The organism is Oceanibium sediminis, from assembly GCF_003265325.1.
Lineage (GTDB): Bacteria > Pseudomonadota > Alphaproteobacteria > Rhodobacterales > Rhodobacteraceae > Halovulum > Halovulum sediminis.
The window spans coordinates 456,053-469,813 of record NZ_QGNX01000003.1; the positions used below are offsets into that span (position 1 = coordinate 456,053).

The 13,761-nt window shown below is 65.8% G+C and carries 16 protein-coding genes; 5 read left to right on the top strand and 11 right to left on the bottom strand.

Annotation, left to right across the window (positions count from 1 at the left end; all coding sequences use genetic code 11):
- Positions 1 to 8: 8 nt before the first annotated feature.
- The 6 genes from DJ029_RS10695 to DJ029_RS10720 all read right to left on the bottom strand — a co-directional run bounded on the left by DJ029_RS10695 (position 9) and on the right by DJ029_RS10720 (position 4,703).
- Positions 9 to 590 carry a YceI family protein gene (locus DJ029_RS10695; RefSeq protein WP_112322415.1) on the bottom strand — a complete coding sequence of 194 codons (582 nt, stop codon included), beginning with the start codon at positions 588 to 590 and terminating at the stop codon, positions 9 to 11.
- Positions 591 to 722: 132 nt separating this feature from the next.
- Entirely contained in the window at positions 723 to 1,292 is a 570-nt protein-coding gene (locus DJ029_RS10700; RefSeq protein WP_112322416.1) for a YceI family protein, read from the bottom strand.
- An 82-nt stretch (positions 1,293 to 1,374) separates the two neighbouring features.
- Complete coding sequence (locus tag DJ029_RS10705) at positions 1,375 to 2,253, bottom strand: 3-hydroxybutyryl-CoA dehydrogenase (protein WP_112322417.1); 879 nt, start codon at positions 2,251 to 2,253, stop codon at positions 1,375 to 1,377.
- A 96-nt stretch (positions 2,254 to 2,349) separates the two neighbouring features.
- On the bottom strand, positions 2,350 to 2,943 hold the full coding sequence (locus tag DJ029_RS10710) for an exopolysaccharide biosynthesis protein (RefSeq protein WP_232823043.1): 594 nt from the start codon (positions 2,941 to 2,943) through the stop codon (positions 2,350 to 2,352).
- Positions 2,944 to 3,012: 69 nt separating this feature from the next.
- A complete protein-coding gene (locus DJ029_RS10715; protein ID WP_112322418.1) occupies positions 3,013 to 3,942 on the bottom strand; it encodes an FAD-binding protein in 930 nt (309 codons plus the stop codon).
- Positions 3,942 to 4,703 carry an electron transfer flavoprotein subunit beta/FixA family protein gene (locus DJ029_RS10720; protein ID WP_112322419.1) on the bottom strand — a complete coding sequence of 254 codons (762 nt, stop codon included), beginning with the start codon at positions 4,701 to 4,703 and terminating at the stop codon, positions 3,942 to 3,944. Before DJ029_RS10720 ends, DJ029_RS10715 begins: the two co-directional genes overlap by 1 nt.
- 281 nt (positions 4,704 to 4,984) lie before the next feature.
- Between DJ029_RS10720 and DJ029_RS10725 the strand changes: the two genes are divergently transcribed.
- The gene (locus DJ029_RS10725; protein WP_112322420.1) at positions 4,985 to 5,815 is read left to right on the top strand and encodes a transferrin-binding protein-like solute binding protein; all 831 of its coding nucleotides are present in this window, start codon (positions 4,985 to 4,987) and stop codon (positions 5,813 to 5,815) included.
- Positions 5,816 to 6,019: 204 nt separating this feature from the next.
- On the top strand, positions 6,020 to 6,838 hold the full coding sequence (locus DJ029_RS10730; protein ID WP_112322421.1) for a transferrin-binding protein-like solute binding protein: 819 nt from the start codon (positions 6,020 to 6,022) through the stop codon (positions 6,836 to 6,838).
- 84 nt (positions 6,839 to 6,922) lie between these two features.
- Here DJ029_RS10730 and DJ029_RS10735 read toward each other — a convergent pair whose 3' ends face one another.
- The 3 genes from DJ029_RS10735 to DJ029_RS10745 all read right to left on the bottom strand — a co-directional run bounded on the left by DJ029_RS10735 (position 6,923) and on the right by DJ029_RS10745 (position 8,609).
- Positions 6,923 to 7,498 carry a cob(I)yrinic acid a,c-diamide adenosyltransferase gene (locus tag DJ029_RS10735; protein ID WP_112322422.1) on the bottom strand — a complete coding sequence of 192 codons (576 nt, stop codon included), beginning with the start codon at positions 7,496 to 7,498 and terminating at the stop codon, positions 6,923 to 6,925.
- On the bottom strand, positions 7,498 to 7,704 hold the full coding sequence (locus tag DJ029_RS10740) for a twin transmembrane helix small protein (RefSeq protein ID WP_112322423.1): 207 nt from the start codon (positions 7,702 to 7,704) through the stop codon (positions 7,498 to 7,500). Before DJ029_RS10740 ends, DJ029_RS10735 begins: the two co-directional genes overlap by 1 nt.
- Positions 7,705 to 7,775: 71 nt before the next feature.
- A complete protein-coding gene (locus DJ029_RS10745; RefSeq protein ID WP_112322424.1) occupies positions 7,776 to 8,609 on the bottom strand; it encodes an SDR family NAD(P)-dependent oxidoreductase in 834 nt (277 codons plus the stop codon).
- A 193-nt stretch (positions 8,610 to 8,802) separates the two neighbouring features.
- Between DJ029_RS10745 and DJ029_RS10750 the strand changes: the two genes are divergently transcribed.
- Both DJ029_RS10750 and DJ029_RS10755 read left to right on the top strand, forming a co-directional pair.
- Positions 8,803 to 9,192 carry a VOC family protein gene (locus DJ029_RS10750; RefSeq protein ID WP_112322425.1) on the top strand — a complete coding sequence of 130 codons (390 nt, stop codon included), beginning with the start codon at positions 8,803 to 8,805 and terminating at the stop codon, positions 9,190 to 9,192.
- Between the two features lie 4 nt (positions 9,193 to 9,196).
- Positions 9,197 to 9,520: a DUF1801 domain-containing protein gene (locus DJ029_RS10755; RefSeq protein WP_112322426.1), complete on the top strand. Its 324-nt coding sequence runs from the start codon at positions 9,197 to 9,199 to the stop codon at positions 9,518 to 9,520.
- Here DJ029_RS10755 and DJ029_RS10760 read toward each other — a convergent pair.
- A complete protein-coding gene (locus DJ029_RS10760) occupies positions 9,482 to 10,273 on the bottom strand; it encodes a helix-turn-helix domain-containing protein (protein WP_232823051.1) in 792 nt (263 codons plus the stop codon). The two genes, DJ029_RS10755 and DJ029_RS10760, sit on opposite strands and share 39 nt — an antisense overlap.
- 101 nt (positions 10,274 to 10,374) lie before the next feature.
- On the bottom strand, positions 10,375 to 11,256 hold the full coding sequence (locus DJ029_RS10765) for a sulfurtransferase (protein WP_112322428.1): 882 nt from the start codon (positions 11,254 to 11,256) through the stop codon (positions 10,375 to 10,377).
- 220 nt (positions 11,257 to 11,476) lie between these two features.
- Here DJ029_RS10765 and parC point away from each other — a divergent pair, with 220 nt between their 5' ends.
- The gene (gene parC / locus DJ029_RS10775) at positions 11,477 to 13,741 is read left to right on the top strand and encodes a DNA topoisomerase IV subunit A (protein WP_112322430.1); all 2,265 of its coding nucleotides are present in this window, start codon (positions 11,477 to 11,479) and stop codon (positions 13,739 to 13,741) included.
- Positions 13,742 to 13,761: the final 20 nt, after the last annotated feature.

Below are 13,761 nucleotides of genomic sequence, written 5' to 3' on the forward strand. Positions count from 1 at the left end.
CAGCGGCGTCAGCTTGCGTCGGCGGGGGCGCCGATCTCCAAGTCGATGGTGACGGGAATAATCGCCCCGATTGCCGGTGCGCCATAGTCCATGCCGAAGGCGGTGCGGTCAATTTCCCCGGTCAGCCGGAAGCCCGCCACCTGGCGCGAGGGATCGAAGGGGTTCGCGCCGATCTTGTTCAGGGTGGCGGCGAAGGTGACTTCCTCGGTTTCGCCCAGGATTGTCAGGTTTCCGGTCACATCGGCGGTGTCGTCGCCTGTCTGCACCACGCTGGTGGAGGTGAAGGTGATCTCGGGGTGGGCGGCGACGTCAAGAAAATCGCCGGTGCGGATATGCTCGTCGCGCTCGGCAAAGAAGGTGTCGATGCTGGCGGCGTCCACGCTAACCGACACGGCGGTGGCGGGGATGTTGGTGGCGTCGAAGGTGATGTCGGCCTCGATGTCGCGGAACACGCCGACGGTGTTGGAAAAGCCGAAGTGGCTGACTTCGAAGACGATAGCGGTATGGGCCTTGTCCAGCTCCCACTCGGTGGCAGAGACGGCCAAGGGCGCGGTGGCAAGGGCGGCGGCAAGGGTCAGGGTGCGGATCATTGGTGTGGCTCCTTTCAAGAACTGTCGAGGAGCGTCATATGGCCGTCAGGGCCCCTTTGTCAGCGGGCAAACGCCCCAACTGATTGTCGCCAATTCTGATACAGTGGCCAGCAAGCGCTTACACTGTTTGGTTCATCCGGCGGAGCGCATCAGCAGCCGGATGCGCACGGGCAGTATCGCCGCGACCGCGGGATAGCCCTCGGTATGGCCGAACTCCCGCCGGTCCACCGCGCCGCTCAGGGTAAAGCCGGCGTCGAAGCGTGCTGGATCGACGGGGCTTGGGCCATAGCGGAAGACCGTGGCGCGGAAGGCGACCGGGCGGGTGATGCCGAGCAGCGTCATGTCACCGAAGATATCGGCGGTGGACTTGCTGGTCTGCACCAGCTTGCGCAGGCGAAAGCCGATGGTCGGGTAGGCGTTGGTGTTCAGGTAGTCCTTGCTGCGCACCAGCGCATTGACGATGCCAAGGCCGGTGTCCACGTCGCGCGTGCCGACAAGGATGTTGGCCTTCGCGCGCTCGGGGTGCTTTTCGTCGAACAGGATCGCGCCCTTGACCGTGTCAAAGCGCATCGTCACCACCGAGCCGAGGTAGGCCACGTCCACCTCGACCCGGGTTTCGGGCTCGACCACGGACCATTCCGCCGCAAGGGCCAGTGCGGGCAGGGCCATCAGACAGACGATGGTGGCGAACAGGCTGCGCATCACGCCCCCCTCTCTCACAAGGAAGGATAGCGCAGCGCCGCGCCCCGGTCCGCTCACATTTCAGAGATCGACTTGCCGCCGCTCAGCGGGTCGGCACCGGCTCCTCGCCGCGATAGTCGTAGAAGCCGCGATCCGTCTTGCGGCCCAGCCAGCCGGCCTCGACGTATTTCACCAGCAGCGGGCAGGGGCGGTACTTGGTGTCCGCCAGCCCGTCGTGCAGCACGTTCATGATCGCAAGGCAGGTGTCCAGCCCGATGAAATCCGCCAGCTCCAGCGGCCCCAGCGGGTGGTTTGCCCCCAGCTTCAGGGAGGTATCGATGGACCGCACGGTGCCCACGCCCTCGTAAAGGGTGTAGATCGCCTCGTTGATCATCGGCACCAGGATGCGGTTCACGATGAAGGCGGGAAAATCCTCAGCCGAGGAGGCGGTCTTGCCGATCCGCTCGACCACGCCGCGCAGGGTTTCGACGGTTTCCTCGTTCGTCGCGATGCCCCGGATCAGTTCGACCAGCTGCATCACCGGCACTGGATTCATGAAGTGGAACCCCATGAAGCGCTCGGGGCGGTCCGTGCCGGAGGCGAGGCGCGTGATCGAGATGGAGGAGGTGTTCGACGTCAGGATCGTGTGATCCGCCAGGTGCGGCGCGAGGTTGCGGAAGATCTCGTGCTTCAGGGCCTCGTTCTCGGTCGCGGCCTCGATCACCAGGTCGGTGGCGCCGACGGGGGCGAGGTCGATCGTGGGGGAGATGCGGGCGAGGGCCGCCTTCATCTCCGCCTCGGTGATCTTGTCGCCGCGGACCTGGCGTTCCAGGTTGGCGGTGATGCTGTCCATGGCGCGCGTCAGAGCCTCTTCCGAGATGTCGCTCATCTGCACGTCGTAGCCCGCGAGCGCGAACACATGGGCGATACCGGCCCCCATCTGACCTGCGCCGATCACGCCAATTGAGCGAATGTCGGTCATGGACCCTCTCCTGCGTTATGCCTGTTCGCTGCCTGATTAGGGCAAACCGGCGGCGTCTACAACGCAGGACCCGCGCCAGGCACCTATTTCGCCGCCTCAGAGCAGCAGCGACAAGGGAATGCTGGCGGCCAGGGCCATGACCGTCAGGCCGACGGCAGCGAAAAGCCCGTCGCGCATCAGCACCCCGCCCCCGATCAGCAGCACCGCAAGGCCAAGGATGGAACTGGTCAGCGGCACGAACTCGAGGAACGGCATCGCCAGCCCGGCGAGCATGCAGGCCAGCGGCAGGAACCAGCGCAGCGGGCGGCGCAACAATGGACTGAAGCGCTCGTGCGAGCGGGAGTCGAGCCAGCGCCCCAACCCCTCCAGCTTTGCGGCGCCTGCCTTCAGGCGCGGGCCGGACACCTTGCGGCGCGCCAGGAAGGCGGGCATCCAGATCCGGTCGCGCCCCGTCAGCCATTGTGCCGCCGTCGCGGCGATGGTCAGCCCGCAGATCGAGGACAGCAGCGGTACGCCCGACAGGGGCGAGGTGACGATCAGCGCGGGGATCATCAGCGTCGGCAGGAAGGACTTCTGACCGTAGGAGCCGAGGATCTCTCCGATGGTCACGCTGTCGCTATCGCCCAGCGACTCTAGCTGGGTGAGTACGTCGCCGATGCTGCGCGGCGCGGAGAGTCCTGTTTTCATCATTGCCACATTCCAACGAAAAGGGCCCGGGAATGGTTCCGGGCCCTTCGCGCGATTGGTTGTGCGGGGCGTTCAGCCCAGCTTGTCCTTCAGCTCCGGCACAGCGTCGAACAGGTCGGCCACAAGTCCGTAGTCGGCCACCTGGAAAATCGGCGCCTCCTCGTCCTTGTTGATCGCGACGATGACCTTGGAATCCTTCATCCCCGCCAGGTGCTGGATCGCGCCGGAGATGCCGACGGCGATGTAAAGCTCGGGCGCGACGACCTTGCCGGTCTGGCCCACCTGCCAGTCGTTCGGGGCATAGCCCGAGTCCACGGCGGCGCGCGAGGCGCCCACGGCTGCGCCAAGCGCGTCCGCCAGCTGCTCGATCAGGGCGAAGTTTTCTTCCGAGCCGACGCCGCGCCCGCCGGACACGACGACCTTGGCCGAGGTCAGGTCCGGGCGATCGCTTGCGGCGACCTTGTCTTCGACCCATTCGGACAGGCCGGGATTGTCGGCGGCCGAAATGCTTTCGACCGGGGCCGCAGCGCCTTCACCGGCAGCATCGAAGGTGGAGGTACGGATCGAGACGACCTTGATCGCATCGCCCGACTTCACCGTCTGGATCGCGTTACCTGCATAGATCGGGCGCTCGAACGTGTCCGCGTCCACGATGCCGGAGACGTCGGAAATCACCATCACGTCCAGCAGTGCGGCGACGCGGGGCAGGATGTTCTTGGCGTCGGTCGTGGCGGGGGCGACGATGTGGGTGTAGTCCCCGGCCAGCGACGCGATCAGCGCGGCGGTGGGTTCCGCAAGGCGGTGCCCCAGCGAGGCATCCTCGGCCACCAGCACCTTGGCGACGCCCTCGATCTTCGCGGCGGCCTCACCGGCGGCAGCGGCGGACGCCCCGGCGCAGAGCGCGGTCACGTCGCCCAGTTGCGCGGCGGCGGTCACGGCCTTGGCGGTGGCGTCCAGCGCCAGTTCACCGTCGGTCACTTCCGCAAGAAGAAGAACAGCCATCAGATCACCCCCGCTTCGTCTTTGAGTTTCGCGACAAGTTCATCGACCGAGCCAACCATCACGCCAGCGGCGCGGGCCGCGGGTTCGGTGGTGGACACCACCGTCAGACGCGGGGCGACGTCCACGCCGTAATCGGCGGGAGTCTTTTCATCGAGCGGCTTCTTCTTGGCCTTCATGATGTTGGGCAGCGAGGCGTAGCGCGGCTCATTCAGGCGCAAATCCACGGTGACGATGGCGGGCATCTTCACCTTGATCGTCTGCAACCCGCCATCCACTTCGCGGGTGACGACGGCGTGCTCGCCCTCGACCGCGATCTCGGAGGCGAAGGTCGCCTGGCTCCAGCCGAGCAGGGCGGAGAGCATCTGCCCCGTGGCGTTCATGTCGTTGTCGATCGCCTGCTTGCCGCAGAGCACGAGGCCGGGCTGTTCCTCGTCGACCACCGCTTTCAGCAGCTTGGCGACGGCCAGCGGCTCGATGTCGGTGTTCACGTCGTCGGCGGCCACGATCAGGATGGCGCTATCCGCCCCCATGGCCAGCGCCGTGCGCAGGGTTTCCTGCGCCTGCTTCACGCCGATGGAAACGGCGACAACCTCGTCCGCCTGGCCAGCTTCCTTCATGCGGATGGCCTGTTCGACGGCGATCTCGTCGAAGGGGTTCATGGACATCTTGACGTTCGCCAGATCGACACCCGATCCGTCCGCCTTCACACGAACCTTGACGTTGTAATCGATCACCCGTTTGACGGGGACAAGGACCTTCATGTCTCGCGCTCTCCCTAGGTTTGCCCGGGGCCCCGGGCAGGTGGTGGTTGCCTTCTCCGAAGCGGCGGCGGGGTCTGTCCTTGGGGACGTGAAGACACCCTTCCCGCATCCCCGGGCCGAAAATCTGCGATTTGAGTAGCCTTTCCTTGGGGAGGGGTGCAAGGGCAAGAATGTCGCCTCCATTCGGACGAGGGCGCGTACGGAAGTCCCTGGCATGTTGCGCGCGCGGGCCCCTGCCACTAGCGTTAACACTTCATTAACGCTTTGGAGGGGGCCATCCCATGTATCGACACGTTCCAGCCGGATTGCTGATCCTCGGCCTTGCCGCATGCGAAGGCGCTGTCGGCGGAGGCGGCGGTGGGGACGGCGTGACGCCCCAGTTCGCGGACTCTTCAGCCGACGTGATGACATCCAAGATGGTGGACGGGGGCGTGTCGGGCGCGCTGGCCGAGTTGAACGTGTTGAGCAACAGCAGCCGCAAGCGCGCCGCCATGCTGGAGGCGAGCGAGGATTACCAGGAGGTTTTCCTGACCATCGGCAGCACCCGCTACCAGTTGAAGGCGACGCAATTCCAGCCCGGCTCGGAAAACGGCGGGCTATACCTGGACGCCGTCGGCAACACCGCTACCTTCCTGACAGGCAGCGGCGACTATTCCGGCGTCGTGCAGTTCACCAACGGCAGCGGCGCGGTCATCGCGCTTGGGATCCTCGGCGCCGAAACGCCCGAGGCGAATCTGCCCGATGCAACGCTCACCTACGACGGGCTGTTCCAGTTCGTCGGCGCCCCGACGCAAACGGCTGCCGCGGGCGCCAACGGCTTTGCCGAGATCACGGTCGATTTCGTCTCGGGCGGGGTCACGGGGGATTTCCGCGAGGGGCTGACGCCGGACGGGTTCGGTGTGCTGACCGGCCAGGTCGCGGGCAACGGCATCGAGGGCGACCTCGTGGTGAGCAACGCGGACCTGTCGGGCACGCTGAACGTGGATGGCACTTTCTTCGGCCCCGCCGCGGAGGAGTTGGGCGGCACCCTGACCGGCGACGTGACGGCCGGAGGGTCGAATGTGGCGGTAATGGGGCAGTTCAAGACGGAATGTATCGCCCTGGGTTGTTGAGGCCAGGGCCCTGGAAAAAAACATAAAATTGCGAATCTCGCGGGTAAGTACCGCCGGGAGGCCAGTTTTCCTTGGCCGTGGCACAGGGCGCGCGCCAGCGATCGGCCCGGTCCGGGCCGCGCCGCCGGCGCGCTTGCCTTATTCCTGCCTTAGTCGCTCTTCAGGAGCGCCGCGTTAATTGTGAATACCCAAGGAACTATTATTATGCTTCGAACAATTTCTGTCGTTGGCCTGATGGCGAGCGTGGCGGCCTGTGGCTCCAGCAACAATGGCATCACGCATCAATACGCGGACGCTCCGACCGATATCATGGCCTCCAAGATGGTGGACGGCGGTGTGTCGGGGGGCGTCGCGCAAGCCGCCCTGAATGAAACCAATCCCCGCCCGCGCGAGGCCCTGCTGGAGGTGAGCCCTGACTACCAGCAGATCAAGTTGACCATCGGCGGCACGCGTTACACGCTGGATGCGACCGAAGCGCCCGGTCCAGATGGGGGCATCTTCTACGCGGATCAGAACGGTAACTTCGCCGTTTTCGACAGTTCCGGCGGTAGCTATTCCGGCGCGGTACTCTTCGGCAGCGCCAGCAGTGGCAACGTCGGCATCGGTGTCGTCGGGGCAGAGACGCGTATCGAGAACCTGCCCGACGCTTCTGTCACGTATACGGGCGAGTTCAGTATCTTTGACACGACGGGCAGGGATGACAGCTTAGAAGCTGGCGGCGGCGCGGAAATCATGGTCGATTTCGCGTCCGGCGGTGTGACAGGCACGTTCGGGGAAGACCTGGCGAACAGCGGTTTCGCGGTTTTGACCGGCGACATTTCAGGCAACGGGTTCACCGGCGCCATGGAAATCACCGACCCGATCGTTTCGGGCACGCTGGATGTGGATGCCACCTTCTTCGGCCCCGGCGGCGAGGAAGTGGGCGGTGTAATGACCGGTAACGTCAACGACGGTACCGGAACCGTGGGCGTCATCGGCGGCTTCCAGGCCTTCGGTTCCACCACGATGGTTTCCGACCAGTAAGCGCGGCGCGGGCGCAAAGCCCGCTGCACAAATGCGAACGGGCGGCCCTTGGGCCGCCCGTTTTTCGTTCTCCGAAGTCTTGGGTCAGTCCCGGTTCGCGCCGGGCACCCAGAGGACATCGTCCTTGCCGTCGTTGTTGGCGATCCGACCGGCGACGAAGAACCAGTCGCTGAGCCGGTTGAGGTAGCGCAGCGCGCTTTCGTTCACGCTTTCCGTCGTCGCAAGCTCCACCACCAGCCGCTCGGCACGGCGGCTGACGGTGCGGCACAGGTGCAGGTGGGCGGCCAGCGCGCTGCCTCCGGGCAGGATGAAGCTGCGCAGCGGTTCGAGGTTTGCGTTCATCTCGTCGATCTCGGCCTCGAGGCGGGTGACCTGCGCGGCGGTCATGCGCAGTGGCGGGTATTCCCGTTCGTGGTCAAGCTCCATGTCCGGCGTGCACAAGTCCGCGCCCAGGTCGAACAGGTCGTTCTGGATCGCCGACAGCCGCGCGCCGAGCGCGCCTTCCGCGTGCAGCCGCGCAAGGCCCACGGTGGCGTTCGCCTCGTCCACGGTGCCATAGGCGGTGACACGCGGCGAGTGTTTCGCCACCCGGCTGCCATTGCCGAGCGCGGTTTCCCCGGCGTCCCCGGTGCGCGTGTAGATCTTGTTCAGAACGACCATCAGTTTGCCCCCCGGCTGACCCAGACTACGACCACGATCACGATGACCGCGATGAATTGCATCAGAAGCCGCAGCCGCATGATCTTGTTGGCGTACTTGCGATTGAAATCGCCCCCCTTGGCGAAGCCGCCGATCCCGACAAGCAGCACCGCAACCACGGCGAGACAGGCGAAGAGGGCGACGTAGAACAGCGGATTGTCGGCCATAGTGGCTCCTATCGGTTTTCGCTTTGCGGGGCAGCTAACTCGGCCAGCGCCGAAGTCACCCCCCGCAGCCTTCAGAATTTGCGCAACACCCGGTCGATCAGCCGGGTGGGCAAGACGCGTTTCATCGCCCCGGCCATGTATGTGGGGGTGGTGACGTAGTATCGCAATTTCGGGCGCGGGGATTCCAGCGCATGAACCAGCTTGCGCGTGACCGCCGAGGCGGGCAACTCGAAACTGTCCTTGGGCCCGGTGGCGTTGTAGAGCCGGGGCATCAGCTGGGTTTCGTAAAAACGGCGGTTTCGCGACTTTTCCCAGTCGATCCAGCGCTCGAAATGGGGAATCGCCTTGGCCCGGATCGAGGAGGTGACGGGCCCCGGCTCGATCAGCACGAAGTGTATGTTCGGGTGGCGGTTTTCCAGCCGGTAGACATCCGTGTACCCCTCCAGCGCGAACTTGCTGGAGACATAGGCCGCCCGCGCCCGCGCCCCGACAAAGCCGAGGATGGAGGAGTTCATCACGATCCGCCCGGCGCCCCGGTCCTGCATCGCCGGGAGCAGGCGGTTGGTCAGGTCGATCTGCCCGAAAAGGTTCGTCTCGAACAGGCTGCGCAGCCCCGCGCGGGGCACGTCCTGCGCCAGCCCGGGCAGGGCGAAGGCGCCGTTGTTGAACAGCGCATCGGGCGCGCCGCCCAGCCGCGAAAGGGTTTCCTCCACGCCGGCGGCGATGCTGTCCTCCTGCGCCAGGTCGAGTGGGAAGCTCTCCAGCCCCTCGCCCTGAAGGCGGGCGCAATCGTCCGGTTGGCGGCAGGTGGCAAACACCCGCCAGCCCCGCGCCGCCAGCCCGTGGGCGGCGTCATGGCCGATGCCCGAGGAGCAGCCGGTGATAAGGATGGTCTTCTGAGTCATGCCCGGTCTTTCCGTGCGGCTGGGGTTGTCCGCCCGTCATACCAGCCCACGCCGGGGCTGACACGCGACACGTTGACGTGAGCGGGGGGAGTGCCTGAGATCGCCCCGCCAATGAATGTCGGTTTTCTTCAAGACATATCATCCCGATGCGGCGTAGGGCTGTCTTGCAAGAACCATAACCGAGGGAATTCGAATGATCTTTCGTTATACAATTTTCTACGTGGAGGACGTTGCGGCGTCCCTGGACTTTTTCGAGCGGGCCTTCGGCTTCGAGCGGACCTTCCTGCACGAAAGCGGCGATTACGGTGAGCTGGCGACCGGGACCACCAAGCTGGCCTTTTCCTCGACCGCGCTGATGCGCCAGTTGGGCAAGACCCCGGCTGCGCCTGAGCCTGCTGCGCCGACGTTCGAGATCGCGTTCGAAACGGATGACGTGTCGGGGGCCTTGCGACGGGCGCTCGATGCCGGTGCGACGCTGATCCAGGATGTGCGCGATGAACCCTGGGGGCAGACGACATCCTACGTGGCGGATCCGAATGGCTATTTGATCGAGATCTGCTCGGCCGTGCAGATGCCCGGGTGACGCGATGATGGATGAGATTGTCGCGCGGTTGAAAGCCCTGGCCCTTTCGGTCGCGCCGGAGGCGGTGTTCGTCGGAAAATACGGCGGCACCATGGTCGAAAGCATCCCCGGAGAGCCCAGGTCGCAGTTCTGCGGAGTCTTCGCCCACAAGGACCACGTCTCGCTGGAGTTCACGAACGGCGCGCGGCTGGACGACCCGGGGGAAATCCTGGAAGGCCGTGGAAAGCATCGACGTCACATAAAGCTTGCCAGCCTGTTCGACATCGAAGACAAGCGGTGCGAGGATTTCCTACGCCGGGCCCTCAGGCTTCAGGCCGATCCCCGCTGACCAATTGCCCAAACCCGGTTGCGCCAGGTCGTTCATGGTGCCCGGGTTTCGGCGAAGCTGCTGGGGCGTTTGTCCGAACCAGCGCACGAACTCCCGCGTCATGTGGGCCTGGTCACTGTAGCCGTATTCCAGCGCGATATCCGACAGCGGCACGCGAACCGGCAGCGCCTGCACCGCCCGCCGTGCCCGCCCCAGCTGACGCCAGAAGACCGGGGTCGGCAGGGACAGGGTCCTGAAATGGCGTTGCAGGGTGCGTTCCGACACGCCCTGCTGCCGGGCCAGGCGCGCGACGCTGCCGCCCGGACGGCCGAGGGCGTCGATGATCTCGGTCACCTCCGGGTCGTGCCGTGCCGCGCCCTCGATCTCCGCCTCCAAGATCGACAGCTCCCGGCTTTCGATCCTGAGATCAGGCAGGCGGACAGTGGAGCCGGGCCGCAAGCGATAGCCGGTCAGGGTGGTGCCCGCCGCGAGCCTCACCTGCCGTGGTGCGGCGTCCCAGTCGGTGAGGCCAACCACCTCACGCCCGGTCCGGGGGCAGGAGGACACGAGGATATCGACACACCCATCGGGCAGGACGAGGGATACCTCGTCCGCCTCGGCGGTGTAAGTCCAGCGGCGCACGCGCGGGGAGGTGTCGTTGGCAGGGTGGCCCATGGGCATCAGCATGACCCAAAGAGGGTTGTTGATCCAGCGGGCAGGCGGGGCTGTGTCACGGAAAGCGGGCGTGGGGGCGCGGCGGGTGCCAGGCGACATGGCCACGGCAGCGCGCCGGGGCGTGCGAATGACAGGCGGGCACATGCCCCACGATACCGGATACCGCCTTCGGAAAAGCCGGATGCCACTAGTCCCCGGCGTCAGCCGGTTTCCATTGGCAGATCCGGGTCCGCTGCCCATTCACTCATGGAGTTGTCGTAGACCGAGACGTTCCGGTGCCCGAGGTGATGCAGGCAGAAGGCGTCAAGCGTCGCGGCTATCCCGCCGCCGCAGTAAGTGATGATCCGTTTGCCGTGGGTGATTCCCGCGCTTTCGAATACCTTCGCAAGCTGCCCTGGCGACAGCATCTCGAATGTCTGGGGGTTCAGCAGGGAGGCCGCAGGGATGTTGACGCTTCCGGGGATGTGACCCGGCCGACCATAGCTCGCATCCTCGCCCCTGTGCAGGCTCGAGTTCAGCGCATTTATCAGGCATGTGTCCGGCGTGCCGATCGCCGCAAGCACTTCGTTCTTTCCTGCGAAGACTTCGGGTCTCGGGATGGGCGAGAAGCTGCCCCGGGGATACCCGCCTCGCGCCGTTGATATGGGGCGCCCTTCGGCCACCCAATGATTGTAGCCGCCGTCGAGGACCGCGGCATCGTCGAACCCGAGCCAGCGGAGCATCCACCAGAACCGCGTCGCGCGTTGCATGCTGTCGCGGGCGTAAAGCACCACGCGGGTGCCTTCGGCGACGCCATGGCGGGCAAATGCCTCGGCGGCGGCGCTGGCCGGGGGAAGGGTCATCAGAAAGGGGCTGTGCGGGTCTGAAAACGCGCCCTGCAGGTCCAGGTGGACTGCGCCGGGGATATGGCCCGCGTCATAGTCGGCACGACCGCTGATATACCTGTAGGGGTGATCTTCGCTTTCTCCGTATCGCAGGTAGGAGGTGCAATCGAAGATGCGCAGGTCCGGGTCGGACAGATGCGCTTGGAGCCAGTTCGCCGAAACGAGGGCGTTCGTGTCTTGGAAACCTGCTTGGGCCATGGTGCCACTCTCCTGCCGGGGGAGGGAATGAAAGCGATCCTGTTTCCATCATAGACGATGAATCGAGTTTTGGGTGCGGCTGTTCGCGGCACGGGACTTCACGACGGCGGCTTCACGCCGCGCGCAGCTGCGTTGTACCCCCGCAAATCCCCGCTGAATAAGGCCCCGCCCCGCGTTTCCGCGCTGGACCGTTCAAACCGGGCGGTGTACCACAACATCTATGGCTGACGACATCGACACACCCGACATACCGCCGCAGGGCGACCTGACCGAATCCCTGAGCCGGGCGCTTGGGGAGCGGTATCTGAACTATGCGCTGAGCACGATCACCGATCGCGCGCTGCCGGACGTGCGCGACGGGCTGAAGCCGGTGCACCGGCGCATCCTCTACGTCATGCGCAACCTCAAGCTGGAACCCACCGGCCCGTTCCGCAAATGCGCCAAGATCAGCGGCGAGGTGATGGGGAACTTCCATCCCCACGGCGACCAGGCGATCTATGACGCGCTGGCTCGCCTCGCGCAGGACTTCAACATGCGCGTGCCGCTGGTGGACGGGCAGGGCAACTTCGGCAACATCGACGGCGATAACCCCGCCGCCGCGCGCTACACGGAAGCCCGCGCTACCGCCGCCGCCATGAGCCTGATGGAGGGCCTGGCCGAGGACGCGGTCGATTTCCGCCCGAACTACGACGGCTCGGACAGTGAGCCGGTCGTGCTGCCCGCCACCTTCCCGAACCTGCTGGCCAACGGCTCCAGCGGGATCGCGGTGGGCATGGCGACGAACATCCCGCCGCACAACATCGATGAGCTGGTCGCCGCCTGTTTGCACCTGATCCGCACGCCCGACGCGCGCGACGACACGCTGCTGAACTACATTCCGGGGCCCGATTTCCCCACCGGCGGCGTGCTGGTCGAGGGGCGAGAGGCCATCGCCGAGGCCTATCGCACCGGGCGCGGCGCGATGCGTGTGCGCGCGAAATGGGAGGTGGAGGACCTGGGCCGCGGCCAGTGGCAGATCGTCGTCACCGAGATCCCCTTCCAGGTGCAGAAGGGCCGGTTGATCGAGAAGATCGCGGAGCTGGTCACCGCCAAGAAGCTGCCGATCCTGGCCGACGTGCGCGACGAATCGGCCGAGGATATCCGCCTGATCCTCGAACCCCGCTCACGCAGCGTGGAGCCGAACGTGCTGATGGAGGCGCTGTTCCGCGCCTCCGAACTGGAAACGCGCTTCAACCTGAACATGAACGTGCTGGTCGACGGGCGCACGCCCAAGGTCTGCTCGCTGAAGGAGGTGCTGCGCGCCTTCCTCGACCACCGGCGCGACGTGCTGGGTCGCCGGGCGCGCTATCGCCTCGGCAAGATCGATCACCGCCTTGAGGTGCTGGAAGGTTACCTGACCGCCTATCTCAACCTCGACCGGGTGATCGAGATCATCCGCTACGAGGATGAGCCGAAAGCCACGCTGATGGCCGAGTTCGAGCTGACGGACGTGCAGGCCGAGGCGATCCTGAACATGCGCCTGCGCTCCTTGCGCAAGCTGGAAGAAATGGAGCTGCGCCGCGAGCGTGACGAGCTTCTGGCTGAGCGTACGGACCTGCAGGACCTGCTGGCCGACGAGGGGCTGCAATGGGCCCGGATCGGCGATCAGCTTCGCGAAATCCGCAAGCTGTTCGGCAAGGGCACCCCCGAGGGCCGCCGCCGCACCCAGATCGAGGAGGCCCCGGAAGTCGAGGAGGTGCCGCTCGAAGCGATGATCGAGCGGGAGCCGATCACCGTTGTCTGCTCGAAAATGGGCTGGATCCGGGCGATGAAGGGCCATATCGCGCTGGACTCGGAGCTGAAGTTCCGCGACGGCGACGGGCCGCGTTTCATCTTCCACGCGGAAACCACGGACAAGCTGCTGGTGTTCGGCGCGAACGGGCGGTTCTACACGCTGGCGGCGTCGAACCTGCCGGGCGGGCGCGGCATGGGCGAGCCCGTGCGCCTGATGGTGGACCTGCCCAACGAGGCCGAGATCGTGACGCTGAGCGTGCACAAGCCGGGGCAGATGCTGCTGGTCGCCTCGGACGCGGGCAACGGCTTCGTGGTGCCGGGCGACGACGTGATCGCGCAGACCCGCGCGGGCAAGCAGGTGCTGAACGTCAAGGACGGCGTGCGCGCTATTGCCTGCCGTGTCGTGACGGGGGATCACGTGGCCAGCGTGGGACAGAACCGTAAGCTGCTGGTGTTCCCGCTGTCGGAACTGCCCGAACTGGGCCGGGGCAAGGGCGTGCGCCTGCAGAAGGTGCCCTTCGGGCTGGCGCCGCTGGACCGCTCGGCCTCGGGGCTGGCGGATGTGACCACCTTCGTGCTGGCGGATGGGCTGAGCTGGAAGGACCCCGCCGGGCGCACCCGGACCGAGGATGTCACCGACTGGGTCGGCAAGCGCGCCGGCGCGGGCAAGATGGCCCCGCGCGGCTTCCCGAGGGACAACCGCTTCAACTGACGTCTTGAAGCCGGGGGGCG